Genomic DNA, 23,631 nt, shown 5'->3' on the forward strand with positions numbered 1-23,631 from the left:
TCGTTTGTTGTGCAAAACACGTAAAAAACGGATGCTTATCTTCTGTTTACAGAAGCAAAGAGCCGTGAAGATAGAAGGATTTCCTTCTGTTTTCACGGCTTTTTTTATAGATATTTTCATAAAAAAGAGAGGGGAAATGCTTAAAAACACACTGTTTTATAGAGGAGCTGTAAAAGCGAGTGAAAAGAAGATGAATCGAAAATTAAAGGAGTGAAAAGTAAGTGGCGATGAATGAAAAAGTTGAAGCTCAGCATATGGAACTAATAAAAAAATCAGCACCTAACCCTTCATGGTTGGATAAGCTGTTTCATTTAACCAAACGTAAAACAGATGTAAAAACAGAAATTCTTGCTGGAATTACTACTTTTGTGACGATGAGCTATATTATCTTTGTTAATCCGACGATTTTAGCAGATGCAGGCATTCCAAAAGAAGCGGCAATTGCAGCGACGATTTTTGCCACTGTCTTTGCTACTCTTTTGTTTGCATTATGGGCGAACATGCCTATTGCAGTAGCACCAGGAATGGGGCTGAACGCTTTTTTTACGTATACAGTGGTATTGGGTGAAGGGCTAACGTGGCAAACAGGTTTAGGAGCCGTATTTATTTCAGGCGTTGTATTTTTTATTTTAACCATAACGGGCTTACGCAAGAAGATTATTGAAGGGATACCCGCTATTTTAAAAAGTGCTATTTCTGTGGGAATCGGTCTATTTATTGCTTTTATCGGTTTTAAGCAAGCAGGAATTATTGTAAGCAACAAAGAAAATTTAGTAGCCCTTGGTCAGCTTACAAAACCGGGTCCATTACTTGCTTTATTAGGTTTTATCGCGGTAACTGTATTAACTGCTCGAAAAATTAAAGGAGCTGCCCTGATTAGCATTTTGCTAGTATCAATTGGCGGGATGGTGCTGGGCATAGTAGAAGCACCTAAAAGCATTAGCAGCGTTGTGTCATTTTCAATGCCGAGCATGTCAGAAACTTTTTTACAAATGGATATTAAATCAGCTCTTCATTACGGTCTTTTTTCTATTATTTTTTCATTTACACTTGTGGAGCTATTTGATAATTTAGGATCGATGATTGGATTATCTAAAAAAGCTGGATTAATGGATGAAAAAGGAGAAATTAAAGGGTTAGATAAAGCGCTCATGGCAGATTCTCTTGCGACAGTAGCCAGTGCTGCTATGGGATCTACCGCAATGAACGCGTATGTAGAAAATGCTGCGGGAATTGCAGAAGGAGGCAAAACAGGCCTTAAAGCACTGGTCGTTGCCATGTTGTTTTTAGTGAGTCTTTTATTTACGCCATTAATTAGCATTATTCCTGCTTTTGCTACAGCGTCTATTTTAATTATGGTTGGAGCTCTCATGTTAACGGAAATCAAAAACATCCCTTTAGACGAGATAACAGATGCTGTGCCTGCTTTTTGTACCATTATTTTGATGCCGTTAACGTTTAGTATCGGCGAAGGCTTAGCGCTAGGGTTTTTATCTTATACATTCGTTAAATTATTAGCCGGCAGGGCAAAGGAAATTCACTGGATTATGTACATCATTAGCGCTGCTTTTATTATCAACTTCGTCTGGGCTGCTTGAGGCATGTATTTACAGTAAAAAAGACTTCTCAGCTGAGAAGTCTTTTTTACTGTTCGCGTAGATTTTAATTTTTCTTCCCTTACAGAAATAAAAGATAGCGAAGGAAGATATATAACGTTGAAATTAAAAGAGATACGAGCGTGATTGGAGCTCCAATTTTCAAAAAATCCATAAACGAAAATTTATGTCCTTTTTTTACAGCCATGCCAGCTACAATTACATTGGCAGACGCTCCAATTAACGTACCATTTCCTCCCAAACATGCTCCTAGAGCCAGTGACCACCATAGTACACTGATTTGAGCAGAATCAGGACTCATTCCCATTCCATGAGCCATATCTTGAATAAGCGGAATCATTGTAGCAACAAAAGGAATGTTGTCAATAACAGCTGAGGCAATTCCGCTAATCCACAAAATGAGATAGGCTGACAGTGCGATATTGCCGTCTGTAACGTTCAACGCGCCGGCAGCCAGCTTTTTAATAATGCCTACATCGATTAATCCTCCGACAAGAATAAATAAACCAGCAAAGAAAATAATGGTTGTCCATTCAACAGAATCAAACGCACTTTCTACTTCATCATGGGTTCGTAATCCAATTACCAATAATACAGCTGCACCCGTAATGGCTACCATAGCCGCATCGATATGTAAAACCGAGTGCAGGGTAAAACCTAGAATCGTTAATACTAATACCGTTAACGATTTTTTCATTAAAGCGGAATCTTGAATATAATCTTTTTCATTTAAACTCATTAGCTCTTGTTTTTTACTATCTTCTACTTTTAATTTTTTACGATAAATAAGAACAAGAATTCCTAGTGTAACAACACCGATAATTAGTACTGCAGGAGCTAAATTTAATAAAAAAGCGTTAAAATCAAGATGAGGATTCGCTGCCCCAATCATGATATTAGGCGGGTCGCCTATTAAAGTTGCCGTTCCTCCAATATTTGAAAACAGCACTTCTGATATAAGAAATGGAAAAGGATTAATATTCAAAATAGTAGTGATGGAAAATGTAACGGGAACAATTAATAACACGGTTGTCACATTGTCTAAAAATGCTGATCCGACGCCTGTTAAGATTGATAAAATAACTAGAATTCGAACAGGGTCACCTTTAGCGATTTTAGCAGACTTGATGGCTGCGTATTGAAACACGCCTGTTTTGTTTGTAATGCCGACTAAAATCATCATACCCATAAGAAGGACAATCGTTTCCCACTGAATGTGTTCCATAATGGCCTTATTAAAGTCAACAATACCTAACAAAATCATCAATATAGCGCCTAAAAGAGCTGCCGAAGCGCGATTGATCTTTTCGGTCATAATCAAAAAATATGTAATGATAAATATAATAATGGCTGCGTATACATGAAAACTTGTAATGTGTTGAATTGCATTGTGCATAACAGTAACCTGGCGATATGTCATCTAGACATCACGAAGTGTAGATGACAAAAACTTTGGATGTTTTCCAGGTTTTCACCTCATCTTTCATCGTTTAATTTACATCCAACTTTACGGTAAAACTTCTATAAAGCCCGTTTTGCTTTAACCAACCTCCTTTAAAAGCTTTAGTATCCCTCAAAATGAAGACGATTCCTTCAGCATTATATCATATTTATATAAAAGCTTTCTTATTGATTATTCAATGCGATTTTCCTCCTGCACACTTATTATGCACCTTAAATTCAGTTTACATAATTGGTTTCCCTAAGATTGGACAAAGTTAGACAAAGTTGGAACAGCGTCCAACTTTGTCTAACTTTATGAGGCCAAATCCAACAATAGATTGCTAGTATAAAGCGATTTTACTATTGGCACGGTACTTGCAATAGTAGTTAAGTGAAGTTTGATAATCAAATGAGGAGGCTTACCATAATGAAAACTGCTCAAAACAAAACAGAAAAGCTTACGAAAGAAAAAGCCAGCTGGATGTATCAGAAAATGGTAGAAATTCGAAAATTTGAAGATGAAGTACATCAAATTTTTGCAAAAGGTGTACTGCCTGGTTTTGTTCATCTGTATGCAGGTGAAGAAGCGGTAGCGGTTGGAATGTGCGCTCATCTTAATGACAGTGACAGTATTACGAGCACTCATCGCGGACACGGTCATTGTATTGCGAAAGGCGGCGATTTAGATGGAATGATGGCTGAGCTTTTTGGAAAGGTAACCGGGTTAGGCAAAGGAAAAGGCGGATCTATGCATATCGCAGATTTAGATAAAGGAATTTTAGGAGCAAATGGCATTGTAGGAGGAGGCTTCCCGCTTGCATGCGGTTCTGCTTTAACTGCTAAGTATAAAAAGACAAAAGATGTAAGCGTTTGCTTTTTTGGAGACGGAGCGGGCAATGAAGGGACGTTTCATGAAGGAATTAACTTAGCAGCCATTTGGAAACTGCCGGTTGTTTTTGTTGCTGAAAATAATGGCTACGGAGAGGCAACTCCATTTTCTTATGCTTCGAGCTGCAGTGCGATTGCAGACCGTGCCGTATCTTATAACATTCCTGGGGTACGAGTGGATGGAAAAGACGTGATGGCAGTTTATGAAGCAGCTGCAGAAGCTATTCAACGAGCCCGCAGAGGGGAAGGGCCAACGTTAATTGAATGTGTAACGTATCGAAATTACGGACATTTTGAAGGTGACGCACAAACGTATAAATCAGGAAATGAAAAGAAAGAACATCTCCAGGAAAAAGATGCGATCGCTCTTTTTGAAAATTACTTGCTTTCAGAACAAGTAGTAACAGAACAAGAGCTTAGAGACATTGAAGGTGAAGTAGAAAAAGCAGTAAAACGTGCAGTTAAGCTAGCAGAAACAAGCGATTATCCTGATGCTTCGGAACTATTAACGGATGTTTATGTATCTTACTAATTAAAGGGGGAAAAGAAAATGACTAGAAAATTAAGCATGTCTGAAGCTATTAATGAAGCAATGAAACTGGCGATGCGAAAAGATGAGAATGTAATTCTTTTGGGAGAAGATGTAGCTGGCGGAGCGGAAATTGACCATCTGCAAGATGATGAGGCGTGGGGCGGGGTCCTTGGAGTCACAAAGGGGCTTGTGCAAGAATTTGGACGTGAACGAATTCTTGATACGCCTATTTCAGAAGCAGCTTATATAGGAGCTGCAATGGGAGCGGCAGCTACAGGGTTAAGGCCGGTTGCAGAATTAATGTTTAATGACTTTATTGGCTGCTGTTTAGATCAAGTGCTGAATCAAGGGGCGAAATTTAGATACATGTTCGGAGGAAAAGCTGAAGTGCCCGTCACGATTCGGACAACCCATGGAGCTGGATTTAGGGCTGCAGCTCAGCACTCTCAGAGCTTGTACGCCTTGTTTACTAGCATTCCTGGCATTAAAGTAGTCGTACCTTCTAACCCTTACGATGCAAAAGGGTTATTGTTAGCAGCTATTGAAGACAATGATCCGGTTATCTTTTTTGAAGACAAAACATTGTACAACATGAAAGGAGAGGTTCCTGAAGGCTACTATACAATTCCGCTAGGGAAAGCTGACGTGAAACGCGAAGGAACAGATTTAACCATTGTAGCCATTGGAAAACAAGTAAATACTGCACTTACAGCAGCAGATCAATTGTCTCACAAGGGAATTGATGTAGAAGTAGTCGATCCGCGAAGTCTATCACCTTTTGATGAAGAGACCATTCTTTCTTCTGTAGAAAAAACGAATCGATTAATTGTCATTGACGAAGCCAATCCAAGATGCAGCATCGCAACAGATATTGCTGCGCTAGTTGCTGATAAAGGATTTGACATGCTTGATGCACCTATTAAACGAATTACAGCACCGCATACACCTGTGCCATTTTCACCTCCGTTAGAAGATATTTATCTGCCAACACCGCAAAAAGTAATTGAAGTTGTAGCGGAGTTGCTAGGAGATAAATCGCTTCTAAGCGTGTAAGTAAAGAGAAAGGAGGAGGAAGCAAATGGCTGCAGAGGTTGTAATGCCAAAACTAGGGATGGCAATGAAAGAAGGAACCGTTTCGACGTGGAACAAAAAAGTTGGAGACTCCGTTTCAAAAGGAGATATGATTGCAAGCATTAATTCTGAAAAAATCGAAATGGATATTGAAGCGCCGCAGGACGGTGTGATTCTTGATATTCTTGTACAAGAAGATGTAGGAGTGCCTCCTGGAACGATTATCTGTTATGTTGGAAAGCCAAACGAGCAGCTCAATGAGCAGAACCGTTCAGCAAATGAGCTGCAAGCGCCTAAAAACGAGGTAGCGGCTGCTATCTCTTTAGAAGAGCCACCAGCAAACGCAGCTCCATCAAAAAAGAATAAAGAAACTGTGCGCATTTCGCCAATTGCACGGAAAATAGCAGAATCTGAAAACCTTAATGTTGAAACGATTCAAGGCACAGGACCAAAAGGAAGAATCACCAAAGCAGATGTAGAGAAAGTGCTGGCGGAAAGAGCTTCAGAAGCGAGTCCCCAAACGGTAGAAAGGGATAACCCCGCTATAAACAAAGAAACGCTTCCCGTAGCGGGCATGAGGAAAGTCATTGCAAGTCGAATGCATAATAGTTTATTAAACAGTGCCCAATTAACGATTAATATGAAAGCTGACGTGACGGATTTGCTGTCTTTTCAGAGAGAAATCAAAGATGTAATCCAACAACGCCATAAGGTGAAAATCTCTCTAACTGATTTTATTGCTCGCGCTGTTGTTCTTTCACTTCAAGAACACAAACAAATGAACAGTGCCTATATTGATAACGAAATTCAACTCTATAACCATGTTCATCTTGGAATGGCCGTAGCTTTAGAAAATGGGTTAGTTGTTCCAGTTATGCAGCATGCTGAAAAGATGTCGTTAGTTGAATTAGCTGCAGAGATCAAAACCCGAGCAGCAGATGCTCGGCAAGGTCAGCTGAGCACTGATAGAATGCAAGGTTCTACATTCACTATTACTAATCTCGGTGCTTACGGAGTAGAGTATTTTACACCTGTATTAAACCCGCCTGAAACAGGAATTCTTGGTGTTGGAGCTACTGAAGATGTACCGATGTATAAAGGAGACGAATTACAAAAAAGAAACTTGCTGCCTTTAAGCCTGACGTTTGATCATCGCGTACTGGACGGAGCACCTGCAGCTAATTTCCTTGGAACCATTAAACAATACTTAGAACAGCCTATTTTACTACTCTTATAGAAAGGGGTGCATTCCGTGAAACCTTTAGTTGTCATTGGCGGCGGTCCAGCAGGATATGTGGCGGCAATCACTGCCGCCCGGCAAGGAAAACAAGTTACGTTAATCGAACAAAAAGATTTAGGTGGAACCTGTTTAAATGAGGGCTGTATGCCAACAAAGTCGCTATTAGCAAGCGCGGAAGCCTATGAGAAAATTAAGAAAGCTGAGCAATTAGGGATCACTCTTCCTTTAGAACGAGTGAAAATTAACTGGGATGGCGTTCAGCATCATAAAACAGCCATTGTAAAAAACTTGGTCAGGGGAATTGGCTATTTGATGAAAAAGAACAGTATTAAAGTCATAAAAGGAGAAGCTTCTTTTTTGACAAATCATTGTCTATCCGTGCGAAACGAAAATCACGTAGAAGAGATAGAGGCTGAACAGTTTATTATTGCTGCGGGTTCAGAACCTGCTAGCCTGCCATTTGCTCCTTTTGATGGAAAGTGGATCATTCACAGTAAACAAGCAATGTCGCTGCCTGCTATCCCTTCATCTCTTTTAATAGTAGGAGGGGGTGTAATTGGATGTGAATTTGCAAGCATTTACAGCCAAATGGGAACAAAAGTAACAATTGTGGAAGCGGCAGACCAGCTGCTTCCTGGTGAAGATGCCGACATCGCATTTACGTTACAGGAAGAATTAGAGAAAAAAGGCGTGACAATTTATACATCCTCTTCGCTAACAGAAATGCAGCCAAAAGATAAAACAGCTCTATTTAAACATAAAGAAGAGCTGCATGAACTGCAGGCTGAGTATGCATTAATTTCAATTGGAAGAAAACCTAGAGTGCTAGGTTTAGGTTTAGAACAGGTTGGCGTACATTTTTCAAAACAAGGAATTGATGTTAATGAGCATATGCAAACGAATATACCTAACATCTATGCTTGTGGAGATGTAGTTGGCGGAATTCAGCTTGCTCATGTCGCCTTTCATGAAGGCACAGTTGCCGGTTTACACGCATGTGGAAAAGATAAGAGCGTAAATTATCGAGCTGTGCCCCGCTGCATTTATACTCACCCTGAAATTGCAAGTGTCGGTATGACAGAAAAGCAGGCTCGAAGCGAATACGGCGATATTCGCATCGGAGAATTCTCGTTTACGGCAAATGGTAAAGCAATGATTGCCAATGAGTCCGTTGGAAAAGTGAAGGTAATCGTAGAACCGCAGTTTAATGAAATTATTGGGCTTTCCATTGTAGGTTCACATGCTACAGAATTAATTGGCCAAGGAACCATTATGATGCACGGAGAGTTGACTACAGATATAATGGAAGACTTTATCGCTGCCCATCCTACGTTATCTGAAGCCATTCACGAAGCTCTTTTGCAGTCAGCGGGGCAGGCCGTTCACTCTTAACTATACAAATACCCTAAGTGATTAAGCCCTTTAAGAATGAAAAGTAAAAATGAAGGGCTTAAAAAGATAAACTAGAGGATGAAGGAATCATGCAAGAGCGATAGGAGTTTTCCTGCATCCTCGTCTAGTTTTTCTATACTTTTTACATAACGTAAGTTTAAGAATCTCTCTTTAGTAATGATAACGTTTTCTTTGTGGTTTATAATAATAGTAACAAGCCTTGATTTACTATATTCAATTAAGTTTATAGGGGAGAGGTAAGAAATGGAATCCACACTTTCTTTAAACACATGGAAACGTTTTGTAAACGAAGGAGCACTTGAATCTTCAAGGTTAAACGACATCATTGTGAAATCGTGGCACCGCTGTAAAAGCGCAGATGTTAATCCTTACCTAGATAAAGGCAGATCGATTTTAAAAACCGAAGCTTTTCATTCTCGAAAACAAATGAACTCTTTATTTCTTGAGACGGCTTTGCCGCATTTAGAAAGAATCAGACAATCAGCGGCGGACTTAGGAATGGTTGCTTTATTAATTGACCCAGAAGGCTATATTTTATCTATTACAGGAAATAGACTTACACTGAATGAAGCAAGGAAAATTAATTTTGTGGAAGGTGCCTGTTGGACAGAAAAAGAAGTAGGCACAAATGCAATCGGTACGGCTCTGCAAACGGAAGAGCCCATTATGATAACGGGTACAGAACATTATTCAATTGCTTCGCATCAATGGAGCTGTTCGGCAGCGCCTGTTCGAAATGACGACGGAAATTTAATTGGGATTATTAATATTTCTTGTCCTGTAAACAGAGCTCACCCTTATACACTTGGAATGGTTACGTCCATTGCATATACAATTGAACGGGAGTTAAGCATTCGAATGCACAAAGACGAAATTGAGTTGGTTCATGCTTCTATGAATTTCGTCGATAGCAAGCAGCTCTTGCTGCTTTGCAATTACAAAGAAGTGATTGTGGGAGCAAGCAAAACCGTACGAGAATGTATACCAAAATGGTCAGGCCTGCAGTTAAATACGATTGTACAACAGGGATTTCGTATAGTGATGGAAGTGCCTGTAATTTCAAAAAGACACGGTCATTCTATTGGAAAGATTATTTATCTATCAGAAGAAGCGCACCATAACCAAACAGCTACACAGATCCCTGCTCAATCATTTTCTTTTAAAGGAGAAGCGGGCATAAGCCGTTCCTTTCAGCAAACACTAGAAGAAATAAAGCATGCGGCTCCTACGGATACAACGGTCTATATTTTAGGGGAAACAGGCACTGGAAAAGAAGTAGTGGCGAGAACGATTCATGAAAACAGCTCGCGTAAAAACGGGCCTTTTATTGCTCTTAATTGTGGTGCCATTCCGAAGGAACTTATGGAAAGTGAATTATTTGGCTATGCAGAAGGAGCATTTACAGGAGCACGGCGTCAAGGATATCAAGGAAAGTTTGAGCAGGCTAATCACGGTACGATTTTTCTTGATGAAATAGGTGAGCTTCCTCATTCTATGCAGGTTTCTTTACTAAGAGTACTGCAAGAGCGCAAGATAACGCCTGTTGGAAGCAATCAGGAAATTCCGGTAGACATCCGGATTATTACCGCTACTCATCGAGATCTTCGTCAGCTTGTCAGTGAAGGGAAGTTTCGAGAAGATTTATATTACCGGCTTCACGTGTATCCCGTGCATGTTCCGCCTTTGCGAGAAAGGAAAGAAGATATTCCACATCTGATGCGCTACTTTTGTCAAAAAAATGATTGGAATATGAATTTCCCTAAAGAATTAGTGGATAAATTAATAGATTACCAGTGGCCCGGCAATATTCGAGAATTATTTAATGTACTTGAACGCTTGAAAATCTCACTAAACACGGAAGTAGAAAAAGAGAAGGTATTGAATTATTTAAGTTCTTTAAATCTTGGCAGTCAGAAAAGCATCTCCCACTTTGATACTTCACAAGAAATAGAAGAAAATGATTTTACGTCCTTACCCGCACTCACATTTCGTGAAAAAGTTCAAAAAGACTTAATGATGGATGCTTTACGTAAAACGCAGGGAAATGTGTCACTTGCCGCTAAGCTGTTGGATATACCAAGAAGTACATTTTACAACAGATTAAAAAAATTCAATTTGTAAGCTTAAAGTTTGTAGCTGTTTTAAATTTTTAAATAAGGATAGGAGCTGAGTAGAATGAAAGCATTAAGATGGCATGGCGTTAAAGATGTAAGGTTAGAACATATTTCAGAACCTACCGTCTCTCAAGGGAAAGTGAAAATTAAAGTAGAATGGTGTGGAATTTGCGGAAGTGATTTGCATGAGTACACGGCAGGACCCATTTTTATTCCTACAGAAGAACCTCATCCATTAAGCAAAGATAAAGCACCGGTTGTGCTGGGTCATGAATTTTCTGGACAAGTTGTAGAAATCGGAGAATGTATTACCAATGTAAAAGTCGGAGACAGAGTAGTGGTAGAACCTATCTATGCATGCGGAGAGTGTGAAGGCTGTAAACAAGGAAAGTATAATCTTTGTAATAAAATGGGGTTTTATGGTCTTGCAGGAGGGGGCGGAGGTTTTTCTGAGTATGCCTCTGTACCCGTAGAGATGATTCATAAAATACCGGAAACGGTGTCTTACGAGCAAGGAGCTCTCGTAGAGCCTTCAGCTGTGGCTCTTCATGCTGTGCGTCAAAGCAAACTAAAGGTAGGAGATAAAGCCGCTGTATTTGGGACGGGGCCAATCGGTTTGTTAGTTATTGAAGCGTTGAAAGCATCGGGTGCATCTGAAATTTATGCGATTGAACTATCGGAACAGCGCAGACAGAAAGCTGAAGAACTTGGGGCGATTGCCATTAACCCGCAAGAATACGACCCCGTAGCAGAAGTACATAAGCGCACAGGCGGAGGTGTAGAGGTTTCCTATGAAGTGACAAGTGTTCCCTTAGTTTTAACTCAAGCCATTAATTCTACCAAAAGTGGCGGAGAGACAATGATTGTTAGTATATTTGAAAAAGAAGCGTCCATTCATCCCCAAACAATCGTTTTACAAGAGCGTACAGTAACAGGTATTATTGGCTACCGCGATGTATTTCCAGCGGTTATTAGTTTAATGGCAAAAGGCTATTTTTCTGCTGATAAATTGGTGACAAAACGTATTAAACTAGAACAGGTGATTGAAGAAGGTTTTGAGACATTGTTAAAAGAAAAAGAACAGGTGAAAATTTTAGTGAAAGCCGAATAAAAAAAGAGGCTGGGACAAAAGTATTTTAGATGAAGTAAAAAATGAACCATTGATCAAGATTTTTGATTAGCGGTTCATTTTTTTGTTATGTTAATCGTAGGTTCGATTGTTTAAGTACTTCTAGCAGTTGATTGGATTTATTTCGTTATATCTCAACCTCTTTAAATGTAATAAGGTAAATATGGCTGTTTTATTATCAGATTATTCTGTACTATATACAGTATATTGTATACAATATATAATCTAATTAATAAAATCAGAGGTGATGAGTGAATGACAGACAAACAGTTTAGAAATGTACAAGACGGAACAAAAGCGGTATGGGCAGGAGAAAAAGAATCGCTTGCTTACAATGCCACCCAAGTTCCTGTCGTCTTCAGCGTAGCTTACAATTATGATGATGTAGACGAATGGCAAGAAGTTGCGTTAGGAAACAAACCAGGATATACGTATAATCGCATGAGTAATCCTACGGTTAAAGCTTTTGAAGAAAAAGTAAGGATACTTGAAGAAGCAGAAGAAGCGGTCGCATTTTCCTCCGGCATGGCGGCTATTAGCAGCACATTATACACGTTTTTAAAACCGGGAGACCGCGTCGTATCTGTAAAAGATACATATGGAGGAACAAATAAAATCTTCACCGAGTTCCTTCCTAACATCGGAGTTGATGTAACCTTATGCAATACGGGAAATCATGAAGAAATTGAAGCGGAAGTAAATAAAGGATGTAAAGTGCTATATTTAGAATCACCTACAAATCCTACGATGAAGATTATTGATATTGAAAGAATAGCAAAAGCAGGAAAAGCAGTAGGGGCAGTCGTCATTATTGATAATACGTTTGCGACACCCATTAATCAAAACCCTCTTCAATTAGGGGTAGATCTTGTCATTCACAGCGCAACAAAATTTTTAAGCGGACATGCGGATGCCTTAGGAGGGGCAGTATGCGGCTCTAAAGAATTAATGCAGCAGGTGTATCACTACCGTGAGATCAATGGCGCGACCATGGATCCCATGTCAGCGTATCTTATTTTAAGAGGAATGAAAACGTTAAAATTACGTATACGTCAACAAGAACGAAGCGCTTTGGAAATTGCTAAATTTCTTCAAAAGAAAGAAGCTGTTGAAGCCGTCTATTATCCTGGATTGGAAACACACCCTCATCATCATATTGTCAAAAAACAAATGAAAGGCTTTGGCGGAATATTAAGCTTTGTTTTAAAAGGAGAAATGGAAGCTATTAAAATTTTGCTGCCAAAGTTAACGTATGCAAATAAAGCCGGCAATTTAGGAGCGGTTGAAACGATTTACGGCCCGGCAAGAACGACTAGTCACGTAGAATGTACGCTTGAAGAACGTAAAGCTCTTGGAATATCCGAAGGACTGGTTCGCATATCTGTAGGAATTGAAGATACGGAAGATTTAATTGCAGACTTAGAGCAAGCATTTGCTCACTTAGAATCCGCATCATCTATTAGTAATTAAAAAGACATGTATTACTTTTTTAAATAAAAATAAGATAAGCAACTCTTTTTAGCTGGTAGACATTTCTTCAAAATTGCAGAGATGTTGTGGAATAAAGCTGATAAATTAAACTGCACGTGTATTTTTTCGTCTGATTTTGTAGGTATGCTGATAAATTAGATGAAATAAAATGTTTTTACACGCTTTAAAAATAAACTAACTTACAATAGCCTACAAATAAGGAATGATAGTATGTCGAAACAAGAAAGTGAATACACAATAAAAGATGCATCATTGTTTGGATTCAAATTAATGCAGGTAAGTAAAGCCATCTGGAGAGCTGCAGAAGATGACTGGGAGCAATGGGTGAAACCTTATGGTCTAAATGTAAATGAGCATCATATTTTATGTTTGGCTAGCAGCACGGGAGAAATCTCGATGTCAGAGTTAGCTCATTTAGGAGCTATGCATATCTCTACAGCGTTTAATTTTTCGAAAAAATTAGAAAATCAAGGATATCTGCATTTGTCCAAAAGAGAAAATGATAAAAGAAACACCTACATCAAATTAACTGAAAGCGGAGAACAATTATTACTTGATACGCTCAAAGGGTATGAACCACATAACAGTAAGGTGTGCAAAGGCGCACTTCCTTTAAAAACGTTATACGGCAAATTTCCCGATTTTCCAGAGCTCGTAACCGTTGTTCGCCACGTTTGCGGCGGCGAGCTAGTGACCGTTGCTGACCAACCTTTTGTGAATATAGAAGAAGAGGGAATAGAAGAAAATGAAGATAAGAAAGAAGTCCAGCTAACTAGTAATTGAACGCAGTGAATAACAGGCGGAGCTGTTTTATACGTGAGAAATACGACGTATAAAACAGCTCTTTTTTATTTTTGGAATAATGATTCTCTATTATATTATGAGAAATTTAGGATAAGCTACCAGTAGTAATTTTTCTGAAGAGACGGAGTGATTACCATGAATAAGTCAGACTCAATTTCTGTTTTTCAATTGATCCTTCTTTCAATGACGTTTATTGGCTTAAAAACTCATGTGATGCTCATATCTCCATTAATTAAAACGGCAGGACGAGATGCTTGGATTACCGTTCTTCTTACTTGTCTTTTAACGCTCATATGGGTTCCTTTACTCGTATATGTAAATAAAAAAACAAAAGGCGAACATCTTTTTCAATGGATGAAAAAACATATGAATAAGTCATTTACCAATGTCGTTATTTTTTTTACAATTGCTTATTTGACCATTATGGAGATCGTCACTTTACGAGAGACAATTACGTGGATTAATATTATTTTTCTTCAGCGAACACCTTTAATTATCCTCGTTTTACTATTTGGTTTTACCTGTTGCTTACTTGCCGCTACGAGTATTAGAACGATTAGCATTGTAAACGTATTTCTTTTATTTTTTATTGTACTATTAGGTTTCTTTGTTTCTTTTACAAACTTTCAATTTAAAGATTATTCTTTATTGCAGCCAGTTTTAGAAAATGGCTATTTTCCTGTTATTAAAAGTATTGTATTTCAAGGATCGGGGATGGTAGAGCTGCTGCTGCTGCTTTTTTTGCAGCACAAAGTACCGCAGCCTATACGCTATAAGCATTTAGCGGTGGCTGCAATTCTCTTAACAGGCCTTACGATTGGGCCTCTCATTGGAGCAATTACTGAATTTGGCCCTGTAGAAGCCTCTAAGCAACGTTTCCCTCCCTATGAAGAATGGGGAATTGCATCACTTGGAAAGTTTATAGAGCATATTGACTTTCTATCTATTTATCAGTGGTTGTCGGGTACCTTTATCCGCATTTCGACCTTTCTTTTTATTATAAAAGAATTAGTTCCGTTTCAAAAAGGCCAAAAAAGGTTTCTTTTACTCGTTTTAGTGGTTATCACTGTATGTACGCTGGCTCCTATAACGGACTTTGCTTTTTCAAATCTTTTATTTTTTACAATCATACCGGCTACTTTCTGGTTATTTGTTGCTTTCTCTCTTTTCTTAGTAGTCATAGTCTTTCTATTTTCTCATAAAACAAGGAGGGATAAGAGTGGAATTTTTTAAGAAGAAAAAAGGAGACAGCTCTAAAAAACAAGAGACGGAAAGCCTTTTAAAAGAAAGCTCTTCTCGTACTCAGATAATCAATGAATGTACGTTAAGAGATTTATTTGGAAAATGCAGCGATATTAACTTTGAGACCGTTTATTTTTATAACAAACGAGTGCTTATGATTTATTGTACCGGTCTAGTTAGTACGGAAATGCTCTATGAAATGATTCCTAAAAAATTAGAGGAATGCTGCGCTAAGCTAGAGGGGGAAGTAGAAGGAGACAAGATCATAAAATTATTAAATCTTCCCTCAGTTTCTATCGTTCAAGATGAAGAACAGGCAGTTTCAGAAATTTTTTCTGGGAAATTATTCATTGATTTTGGATCACCACAATCTGTTGTGTCTATCGATATTTCGGACCGTCCTCAAAGAAGCCCAGAAGAAACGAAAAATGAAGTAACCATATTGGGTCCTAGAGATAATTTTATTGAAGACTTACCTGTCAATATTGCTTTAATTCGTAAGCGTCTTAAATCGGTTTCCTTGTTAACAAAATCTTTAGAGATTGGAAAACGAACAAAAACAAAAGTAAGCATTTTATACATGGAAGACGTAGCTGACAAGAAGATACTTGACGAAATTATGAAGAAGTTAGGGAATATCAATATAGACGGTATTTTCAGCGGAACACAGCTAGAAGAGCTCATTAATAAAAATCCGTATAGTTTTTTTCCTCGCCACGCTTATACAGGGAGACCTGATTTTGCGGTTCAATCTCTGTTAAATGGCCGGTTCATTATATTAATTGATGGAACTTCATATGCGTATGTTACACCCATTAACCTTTTTTACTTATTAAAGGGATCTGAGGATAAAGAAAATACATATTTATACAGCTCTTTTGAGCGTGTTCTTCGAATCTTCGGGCTTTCTATCGCTGCTTTTTTGCCCGGTTTTTGGGTGGCAATGACGGCTTTTCATCAAAATCAGCTTCCGCTCAGCCTATTAGCTACGGTTGTTGAAGCAAGAAGAGGTGTCCCGTTTCCTACCTCTCTTGAGGCAATATTAATGCTTCTTTTATTTGAATTGTTTCGAGAGGCAGGGTTTAGACTCCCGACTTCTGTCGGGCAGACTCTCAGTGTAATCGGAGGGCTTATTATCGGTGATGCAGCCATTAGAGCTGGTTTAACAAGTCCTGCCATGCTTGTTGTTATTGCAGGCTCTACGATTGCTACCTTTACGCTAGCAAATCAGTCCCTTATAGGAACCATTTCACTGATCCGCTTTTTTAGTATTATCTGTGTCAGCATTTTAGGTTTTTTTGGCTTTTTTATTTCCATCTTTTTAGTCATGATTTATATTACAAACATTCGGACGTTTGGTGTGCCATATTTCGAATTAGCAACCCGGTTAGACGCGAAAAACATTTTAAAATCTCTCTTCCGCCTGCCCGAAAGTAAAAAAGCTACAAGAGCTAGTATGCTTAACCCAAGCGATTCCACCCGCGAAGAAGGAGGAAGTTAGTGAAAAGAACCATAAGGAACTTACTTATATTTGTTATGAGCTCTTTTTTATTGTTTCTTTCGGGGTGCTGGGATACGAATGAACCGGAACAAATGGTATACGCACAGGGAATGGGGGTAGATTTTAAAGATAATCGTTACGTTCTCTACCTGCAGACAATCAATTTAAGTTTACTGGCAAAATCCGAGGCAAGCGGTGCTGGCGCTGGTCAAGTCAAAGTAGAAGTTGGCTATGCAACAGGAAAAACCATTGATGAAGCTATTTTTAGGTATTATCAAATTTCTCAGCGCAGAATCTTTTTTGGGCACTTAGCTTTCCTTGTTTTAACAGACGATGCGTTAAAGCATGGCGCTGTCAAATCTGCGGTGGATTTTTTAGATCGTTATCGGGAAACGAGATACAACATCTGGATGTATGCTACAAAAAGCCCTTTGAAAAAAACGTTGTTAGCTACCCCTATGTTCGAAGTATCTAACGCTCTTTCACGCTTGAGCGATCCTAAAGTGATTTTTAAGCAAAACTCATTTATTCCACCCATCGATTTAAGAGAGCTCATTATCCATCTTAACGAACCAAGTCATGAAGTAAACATTCCTTTAGTTGAGACTAAAGAACATTTAACAACGGATCAAAAAAGAGAAACAGCTATTCAGGTAAACGGAGCAGTGGCTATTACATCATCTGAATTAAAAGGAGTTTTTTCTGAGAATAAAATCAAAGGGCTTAGATGGATAACGGATGAATTTGTACGAGCTGGTTTACGGGTAAGGCTGCCTGATCATTCCGATATTGATCTTGTGGTAGACAAGAAAAAAGTAAAAATTGAACCTGTTATAAAAGGTAGTAATCTAACATTTAATATAAAAGTTCGGGCAAAAGCAACGATTTTAGTTATGCCGCAGGACGAAAAACTATCAACTATAAAAAAGAAGCTGAACAGAAAATTAAGAAACAAATTATTGAAACGTATGAGCGAGGCTTAAGTATAAACAGCGATGTTTACAGGCTTTCTCATGTTCTTTACAAAAAAGAACTGCGTAAATGGAAAGCTGTTCAAAGCAACGGGGCAATTCCTTTAACACAAGACTCAATAAATGTGAAGGTCAACGTACAGGTTAAGCACGGAAACAAACAGAGAATAGGTGCGACTTTAGATTAAAATACTGAAAACCTGCATATCTCACCTGATAATGTTAACTCGTTAAACAAAGGACAAAAGTGGAGGAATAGATAAAATAGAAAAGACCAACCTAAGAACAAATCGAATTAGGAGATTATAGATGGAAACAATCAAACCAATTAAAATAGGTTCAAAAAAAACAAGCGTGAAAGAGAAATTAACAGCCCCCGAAATGGGTAAACTTTGGGCAACCTATATGGGCAACAGCATGTCTTCGTATATTTTAAGTTATTTTCTTGAACACGTTGAAGATCCCGATATAAAAAAGCTGTTACAACATGCAAAAGGCCTAACGGAAGAATTTCAAAGTACCGTAAAAGACATTTTCACAAAAGAGAATGTGCCAATTCCATATGGATTTACGCAAGAAGACGTGAACCTAGGCGCTCCAAAGCTGTTTGAAGATGAATTTTACGTGCATTATTTAAAATATGCTGCTAAAGCGGGACTAAGCATTTACAGTATCGCACTGCCCCTAATGTATAGAGAAGATGTAAAAACATTTTTAACGTATTGTATGAAAGCTACAATGGAACTTATGGAGCAAATAAAGGCAATCTTAATGGATAAAGGATTTATTATTAAGCCGCCAATTATTCCCGCACCAGAAAAAGTGAACATCGCTAATACTCATTATTTAAGCGGGTTTATAGGAGATGTTCGACCTTTGCATGCATTAGAAATTGCTCATTTGTATGATAACATCGAGAATAATGTGACAAGCAAAGCCTTAATTTTGGCATTTAGTCAAGTTGCTAAAAGTGAAAAAATCCGCGCATTATTTGTAAAAGGTGAAGATCTGACAAATAAAGCGGTAGAACGCTATATCGAAAAGCTTCACCGAGCTAATTTACCAGCGCCATCTTTTCTTGATCATTTAGTCACTACTTCTACTTTTTCACCATTTTCGGATAAATTGATGCTGTTTCACAAAATGGATATGTTCTCAATGAAAATGAGAGCTTTTGGAAATTCAGTAGCCGTCAATGGAAGGCATGATTTGGCGCTGTTATATGGAAAATCAATGACAAATATCTCAAGGTTTGTATATGATGCTGCAGCTATTATGATGGAAAACGGCTGGATGGAAACACCGCCTGAAGCGGTAGACAGAGATCATTTAAACTCCAACTAGTTACTCAACGCGTCATAAAACAACGAGAACCAGTTTAGAAACAGGTTCTCGTTATGTTGTTAAGTTAAAGGAGCAGGGTTAAAAAGACATAAATCATTATGCAGCCCCCAATAATCACTCCACGTTTTCTTATGGCCGCTTGCTATTTCTATAATTAAGTGAAAAAGTTCCCAACCCACCTCCTCAATGGTTGCCTCTCCTTGTGCTATTCTTCCTGCATCTAAATCTATTAAATCATCCCATTGCTCAGTTAATGAACTTCTAGTAGATACTTTAAGAACAGGTGCCATTGCCAGGCCATATGGAGTTCCTCTCCCTGTTGTGAAAATATGCATGTTCATCCCAGAAGCTAACTGTAATGTTCCGCATACAAAATCACTCGCCGGAGTTGCTGCATAGATTAAGCCTTTTTTAGTCGGTTTTTCTCCAGGCGATAAAACTTCGACGATTGGAGTTGTTCCTGCTTTAGCTATAGAGCCAAGTGCTTTTTCTACTACGTTTACAAGTCCGCCTTTTTTATTTCCAGGTGAAGGATTTGCACTTCTATCAGCTTCGCCTCTTTTTAAATATTGATCATACCACTTCATTTCATTAATTAGAGATTGACCGACTTCTTCATTAATTGTTCGTGGTGTTAACAAATGAATAGCATCTCGAACTTCAGTAACTTCAGAAAATAAAACAGTAGCGCCTGCTCTTACTAGTAAATCTGCCGCATATCCAACTGCTGGATTGGCAGTAACACCGGAAAAGGCATCGCTTCCTCCACATTGTAAACCTACCGTTAAATCAGATAGGGGGCAGGTTACGCGCGTCCTATTATTTAGCTTAATTAATTTTTCCTCTGCCATCTCTATGATTGTAGCAACCATTTGCTTAAAGCCGGTCTGGTCCTGCAAACGTGTTATATTTCCTGAATCCTCCTGGGGAATCAAACGTTCAGGAAGAAGCTTTTCACACCCTAAGCCAACTACTAAAACTTCACCCCCGAAATTTGGATGGGTAGAAAGATTTTGTAATGTACGAATCGGAATGACGGCATCCGGTGCATTAATGGCAACTCCGCAGCCATAATTATGAGTTAAAGCTACTACATCATCTACATTTGGATAAGAAGGAAGAAGCTCTGTTTTGATTTTTTTAACCGCATAATCAAGTACTCCTGCTACACATTGAACACTTGTCGCAATCCCAAGTATATTTTTTGTTCCAACACTTCCATTTGTATTTTTATAGCCTTCAAATGTGTAACCTTCTAAAGGAGGTAAATGGGCAAAAACTTTAGTTTCCAAAGGCAACTTTTCTAAAATAGGAGGATCAGGCAGGGTAACATATGATTCTTTTACCCAAGTTCCCTGAGAAATTGGTGAGGAAGCAGTTCCGATAATTTCTCCATAGCGAATAATTTTGTCATCTTTCTCAAAGTTTCTTAATGAAACTTTATGCCCTTGAGGGATATATTCTTTTAACTCTAACCCAGATGGAAACACAGTTCCTTTCGGCAATCCTTTTGAGTTTACAATAGTAGCAACATTATCGTTTTCATTTACTTTGATATAAAGGGGTTTTTCCGTTTGATTGATTTGCAAAGACATGATTCATCTCTCCTTAATCGCTTTTAATTTCTTTCTAAACATGTTCATCTTTATTTATTGCAATAAGCATGCCAAGTGCTTTAACGGGTAAAAAAAGCCTTTATATCGAATAAAAGTGATGAAATATACAACAATTGTTGTACATAAAGCAACAATTGTTGTGTCAATGCGTTATAATAACTAGAATATTCTAACTAATAAGGAGGGAACGAATATGTCAAAAATTGCTTTTATTGCTCCAGATAAACAACTGTTTTTACAAGGGAGAAGAGTAATTCAAGAGTTAGGATTACAAGGAGAGGTTGAAATCTATCTTGCAAGGTTAAGTCGCGCCGTAAAACTCGCCAATAAATTAGAATCCAGTTGTGATGTTATCGTTTGCAGAGGAGGGACTGCAAGGTTAATTACTGATTCTGTAAGCAGAATTCCTCTAGTTGAAATTCCAATTACAGGACAAGATTTAGCTCAAGCCTTTTATAAAAGCAAGAAGGCAACAGGCTTAGAGAATCCTAAAGTGGCCATGCTCGCGTTTCAGAATATGAAAAATGATGTGGAAATTTTAGCAGATATTTTGGGTATCAACCTTTCTATTTATCCTCTTAATTCAGTTGAAGATATTCCAACTTGTATTGAGCAACTTTCTTCAGTAGAAACAGATATTGTTATTGGCGGAATGAAAACAACTACTTTATCGCTTAGGAAAGGCTTTAAGGCAATTCCTATTGAATCTGGAAACTCCGCTGTTAGAACAGCATTTTTAGAAGCTAAAAAGATTTCTTTAGGAAGAAAAATTGAAAAAGAGCGTTCCCAAACAGTTAAAGCCCTTATTGATTATTCTATACAAGGAATTATTAGTATTAATAGAAATAAAAAAGTAGAAGTATTTAATCATGCTGCTGAGCATTTACTAGAATTAAAAAGGCAAGAAGTGCTAGGAAAGCAGATCGATGCTGCTATGCCTTTTTTGCCTATTAAAAATTGTTTTGAAGGAGAAGAGCATCTAGGTATAATCAAAAAAATCAAAAATAAAAGTTTAATATTTAATATTGCTCCAATTAAAGTGGAGAAAGACATTATTGGAGCAATGATAACTTTTCAAGATATTACAAGTATTCAAGAAATGGAAGCTAAAATTAGAGGGGAAGTACTGTCAAGAAAGTTCGAGACACGCTACACATTTTCTGATATTTTAGGACATTCTAAGCATATTTGTGAAGCCAAACGGATTGGACAGACAGTGTCTTCGGTAGATGCAACCGTTCTAATTTATGGGGAGTCTGGCACTGGGAAAGAGTTATTTGCTCAGAGTATTCATGCAGAAAGTTTGCGGAAAAACGGTCCTTTTGTTGCTGTTAATTGTGCCGCCATTCCGCCTAATTTACTGGAAAGTGAGTTATTTGGATATGTAGAAGGGGCCTTTACTGGGGCGACCAGAAAAGGAAAGCAAGGTTTGTTTGAAATGGCGCATCGAGGAACGATTTTTCTGGATGAAATCTCTGAGATGGATACATATGGACAATCGCGCTTACTTAGAGTTTTACAAGAAAAACAGGTTATGCGCTTAGGTGATAATAAATATATTCCTGTAGATGTAAGAGTTATTGCAGCAACGAACAAAAATTTATTAAAAGTCGTAGAAAAAGGCGAATTTCGAGAGGATTTACTCTATAGGCTTAAGGTCTTAACTATAAATATTCCACCGCTCCGTAAAAGAAAAAATGATATTCGTTATCTTGCTCAGCATTTTTTAGTCTATTACACTAATCTCTATAAAAAGAAAAATATAGAAATTACAGAAAAAGCTTATTCACAATTAACTACCTATGAATGGAAAGGAAATGTAAGAGAATTAATGCATTTTATTGAAAGATTAGTAGTGATCAGTAAAAATAATGTAGTTTCGGCTCAGGATATGAAAGAGCAGCTAAATGAAAATGTTTTTGAAACAAATTACATCGGTGAAGAAGCGGAAACTAACAATCATCTTCAATCTGAAAAAGAGCAAATTTTGCTTACTCTAAGGGAAACCCATTCCAATATATCTCAAGCAGCTAAATTGTTGGGAATTGATCGAAGTACACTTTACCGTAAGTTGAGAAACTATGAAATTGAAATAAAAAAAGCGTATAAATAGAAACAAAACACACCTCTTTGTTAGAGGTGTGTTTTGTTTCTATTTTAAAATTCTTTATTTAATAACTTAAGCTTATTTATTTTATTGACAAACAATTTAATTTGTCTTACAATAAAAATGTAAAAATTATCTGAAAATTTATAGGAGGATATGAATGTGAATATGAATAGAAAAGCACCTACAGGAATTTTAGGTTTTCCCGTTGCTCCCCTTAATAACCAAGGAAAATTAGATGAAAAAGCTTTAGAAACAAATATTCAATTTTTATTAGACGAAGGATTAGAGGCTATCTTCATCGCTTGCGGTTCAGGGGAATTTCAATCCTTAAATACAAAAGAATATACAGCAATGTTAGAAGTAGCTATATCTGTCGTCAACGGAAAAGTTCCCGTTTATACAGGTGTGGGCGGTAATCTTTCTACAGCTTTAGAGTGGGCTCGTATTTCAGAGGAAAAACAGGCAGACGGCTATTTAATTTTACCTCCATACTTAATTGAAGGTGAACAAGAAGGCCTTTACAACTATCTAAAAGCAATCATTGAGCATACACATTTAAACGCAATTGTTTATCAAAGAGACAATGCCATTTTACAGTTGCCAACTTTAGAAAAACTTACAGAATTAAACCAATTAGTAGGATTAAAAGACGGATATGGAAATATGGAATTAAATATAGAATTAACCCAGTCTTTAGGGAAACGACTAAGCTGGCTAAACGGAATGCCAATGGCTGAAGTAACGATGCCAGCATACGCTCCAATTGGATTTGATTCTTATTCGTCAGCAATCTCTAACTATATTCCGCACATATCAAGAATGTTTTACAACGCTTTATTAAGTTACGATCAAGAGTTACTAAGTGAACTCTACCAAAATATAATTCTTCCAATTAACGATATTCGCAAGCAGAAAAAAGGATATGCTGTTTCATTGATTAAAGCAGGGATGGAAATTATAGGTCTACCTGTTACAGATACAGTAAGGCCTCCTATTGTTTCAGTAGATAAAGAACATTACGCACAGCTCGAAAAGATTTTAACACGAGCATTTGATCAATATCCTAAATCCTCTAAACAAGTTTTATCTTAACCAATAAAATGTAA

Annotated in this window: 16 protein-coding genes and 1 pseudogene; 15 read left to right on the forward strand and 2 right to left on the reverse strand. The window is 37.8% G+C overall.

Translation table 11 applies throughout. The features are described from left to right. The first annotated feature begins 221 nt into the window (after positions 1-221). Entirely contained in the window at positions 222-1,598 is a 1,377-nt protein-coding gene (locus LJC66_RS09560) for an NCS2 family permease (RefSeq protein WP_230932417.1), read from the forward strand. 79 nt (positions 1,599-1,677) lie between these two features. Here the strand turns inward: LJC66_RS09560 and LJC66_RS09565 are convergent, their stop codons facing one another. Then, a complete protein-coding gene (locus LJC66_RS09565) occupies positions 1,678-3,012 on the reverse strand; it encodes an ArsB/NhaD family transporter (RefSeq protein WP_014460545.1) in 1,335 nt (444 codons plus the stop codon). 474 nt (positions 3,013-3,486) lie between these two features. Here LJC66_RS09565 and LJC66_RS09570 point away from each other — a divergent pair, with 474 nt between their 5' ends. From LJC66_RS09570 to LJC66_RS09625, 12 genes and pseudogenes are all read left to right on the forward strand, one after another. After that, on the forward strand, positions 3,487-4,479 hold the full coding sequence (locus LJC66_RS09570) for a thiamine pyrophosphate-dependent dehydrogenase E1 component subunit alpha (RefSeq protein WP_372586373.1): 993 nt from the start codon (positions 3,487-3,489) through the stop codon (positions 4,477-4,479). An 18-nt stretch (positions 4,480-4,497) separates the two neighbouring features. Next, positions 4,498-5,532, forward strand: coding sequence for an alpha-ketoacid dehydrogenase subunit beta (locus tag LJC66_RS09575; RefSeq protein WP_230932418.1), 1,035 nt, complete (start codon positions 4,498-4,500; stop codon positions 5,530-5,532). A 25-nt stretch (positions 5,533-5,557) separates the two neighbouring features. Next, on the forward strand, positions 5,558-6,787 hold the full coding sequence (locus LJC66_RS09580) for a dihydrolipoamide acetyltransferase family protein (RefSeq protein ID WP_230932419.1): 1,230 nt from the start codon (positions 5,558-5,560) through the stop codon (positions 6,785-6,787). Positions 6,788-6,802: 15 nt separating this feature from the next. Then, positions 6,803-8,182: a dihydrolipoyl dehydrogenase gene (lpdA, locus tag LJC66_RS09585; protein ID WP_230932420.1), complete on the forward strand. Its 1,380-nt coding sequence runs from the start codon at positions 6,803-6,805 to the stop codon at positions 8,180-8,182. 264 nt (positions 8,183-8,446) lie between these two features. Further along, on the forward strand, positions 8,447-10,324 hold the full coding sequence (locus LJC66_RS09590) for a sigma-54-dependent Fis family transcriptional regulator (protein WP_230932421.1): 1,878 nt from the start codon (positions 8,447-8,449) through the stop codon (positions 10,322-10,324). Positions 10,325-10,378: 54 nt separating this feature from the next. Next, positions 10,379-11,428 carry a 2,3-butanediol dehydrogenase gene (locus LJC66_RS09595; RefSeq protein WP_230932422.1) on the forward strand — a complete coding sequence of 350 codons (1,050 nt, stop codon included), beginning with the start codon at positions 10,379-10,381 and terminating at the stop codon, positions 11,426-11,428. Positions 11,429-11,701: 273 nt separating this feature from the next. After that, a complete protein-coding gene (locus LJC66_RS09600) occupies positions 11,702-12,916 on the forward strand; it encodes a cystathionine gamma-synthase family protein (RefSeq protein WP_230932423.1) in 1,215 nt (404 codons plus the stop codon). 231 nt (positions 12,917-13,147) lie between these two features. After that, positions 13,148-13,720: an HTH-type transcriptional regulator Hpr gene (locus LJC66_RS09605; RefSeq protein WP_230932424.1), complete on the forward strand. Its 573-nt coding sequence runs from the start codon at positions 13,148-13,150 to the stop codon at positions 13,718-13,720. Between the two features lie 156 nt (positions 13,721-13,876). Beyond that, positions 13,877-14,974, forward strand: a complete 1,098-nt coding sequence (locus tag LJC66_RS09610; protein ID WP_230932425.1) for an endospore germination permease — start codon at positions 13,877-13,879, stop codon at positions 14,972-14,974. After that, a complete protein-coding gene (locus tag LJC66_RS09615) occupies positions 14,961-16,484 on the forward strand; it encodes a spore germination protein (protein ID WP_050690070.1) in 1,524 nt (507 codons plus the stop codon). The genes LJC66_RS09610 and LJC66_RS09615 overlap by 14 nt, the downstream gene beginning before the upstream one ends. A gap of 35 nt (positions 16,485-16,519) precedes the next feature. After that, a pseudogene (locus LJC66_RS09620) lies at positions 16,520-17,643 on the forward strand (Ger(x)C family spore germination protein). 121 nt (positions 17,644-17,764) lie between these two features. Next, positions 17,765-18,799, forward strand: a complete 1,035-nt coding sequence (locus tag LJC66_RS09625; protein ID WP_025751963.1) for a DUF3231 family protein — start codon at positions 17,765-17,767, stop codon at positions 18,797-18,799. 59 nt (positions 18,800-18,858) lie between these two features. Here LJC66_RS09625 and garD read toward each other — a convergent pair whose 3' ends face one another. Next, positions 18,859-20,394, reverse strand: coding sequence for a galactarate dehydratase (gene garD, locus LJC66_RS09630; RefSeq protein ID WP_230932426.1), 1,536 nt, complete (start codon positions 20,392-20,394; stop codon positions 18,859-18,861). Positions 20,395-20,608: 214 nt separating this feature from the next. On the opposite strand from garD, the gene LJC66_RS09635 reads away from it, so the two are divergent. Both LJC66_RS09635 and kdgD read left to right on the forward strand, forming a co-directional pair. Beyond that, positions 20,609-22,528: a sigma-54-dependent Fis family transcriptional regulator gene (locus LJC66_RS09635; RefSeq protein WP_098525186.1), complete on the forward strand. Its 1,920-nt coding sequence runs from the start codon at positions 20,609-20,611 to the stop codon at positions 22,526-22,528. 156 nt (positions 22,529-22,684) lie between these two features. Continuing rightward, positions 22,685-23,617, forward strand: a complete 933-nt coding sequence (gene kdgD, locus LJC66_RS09640; RefSeq protein WP_047751151.1) for a 5-dehydro-4-deoxyglucarate dehydratase — start codon at positions 22,685-22,687, stop codon at positions 23,615-23,617. Positions 23,618-23,631 lie beyond the last annotated feature (14 nt).

Source organism: Priestia sp. TSO9 (assembly GCF_021029645.1).
In the GTDB taxonomy this organism is placed as follows: Bacteria; Bacillota; Bacilli; order Bacillales; family Bacillaceae_H; genus Priestia; species Priestia megaterium_E.

Coding starts and splice junctions, on each gene's coding strand:
- LJC66_RS09565 (WP_014460545.1), bottom strand. CDS start 3,012: ATGCACAATGCAATTCAACACATTACAAGTTTTCATGTATACGCAGCC.
- LJC66_RS09570 (WP_372586373.1), top strand. CDS start 3,487: ATGAAAACTGCTCAAAACAAAACAGAAAAGCTTACGAAAGAAAAAGCC.
- LJC66_RS09575 (WP_230932418.1), top strand. CDS start 4,498: ATGACTAGAAAATTAAGCATGTCTGAAGCTATTAATGAAGCAATGAAA.
- LJC66_RS09580 (WP_230932419.1), top strand. CDS start 5,558: ATGGCTGCAGAGGTTGTAATGCCAAAACTAGGGATGGCAATGAAAGAA.
- LJC66_RS09590 (WP_230932421.1), top strand. CDS start 8,447: ATGGAATCCACACTTTCTTTAAACACATGGAAACGTTTTGTAAACGAA.
- LJC66_RS09595 (WP_230932422.1), top strand. CDS start 10,379: ATGAAAGCATTAAGATGGCATGGCGTTAAAGATGTAAGGTTAGAACAT.
- LJC66_RS09600 (WP_230932423.1), top strand. CDS start 11,702: ATGACAGACAAACAGTTTAGAAATGTACAAGACGGAACAAAAGCGGTA.
- LJC66_RS09605 (WP_230932424.1), top strand. CDS start 13,148: ATGTCGAAACAAGAAAGTGAATACACAATAAAAGATGCATCATTGTTT.
- LJC66_RS09610 (WP_230932425.1), top strand. CDS start 13,877: ATGAATAAGTCAGACTCAATTTCTGTTTTTCAATTGATCCTTCTTTCA.
- LJC66_RS09625 (WP_025751963.1), top strand. CDS start 17,765: ATGGAAACAATCAAACCAATTAAAATAGGTTCAAAAAAAACAAGCGTG.
- garD (WP_230932426.1), bottom strand. CDS start 20,394: ATGTCTTTGCAAATCAATCAAACGGAAAAACCCCTTTATATCAAAGTA.
- LJC66_RS09635 (WP_098525186.1), top strand. CDS start 20,609: ATGTCAAAAATTGCTTTTATTGCTCCAGATAAACAACTGTTTTTACAA.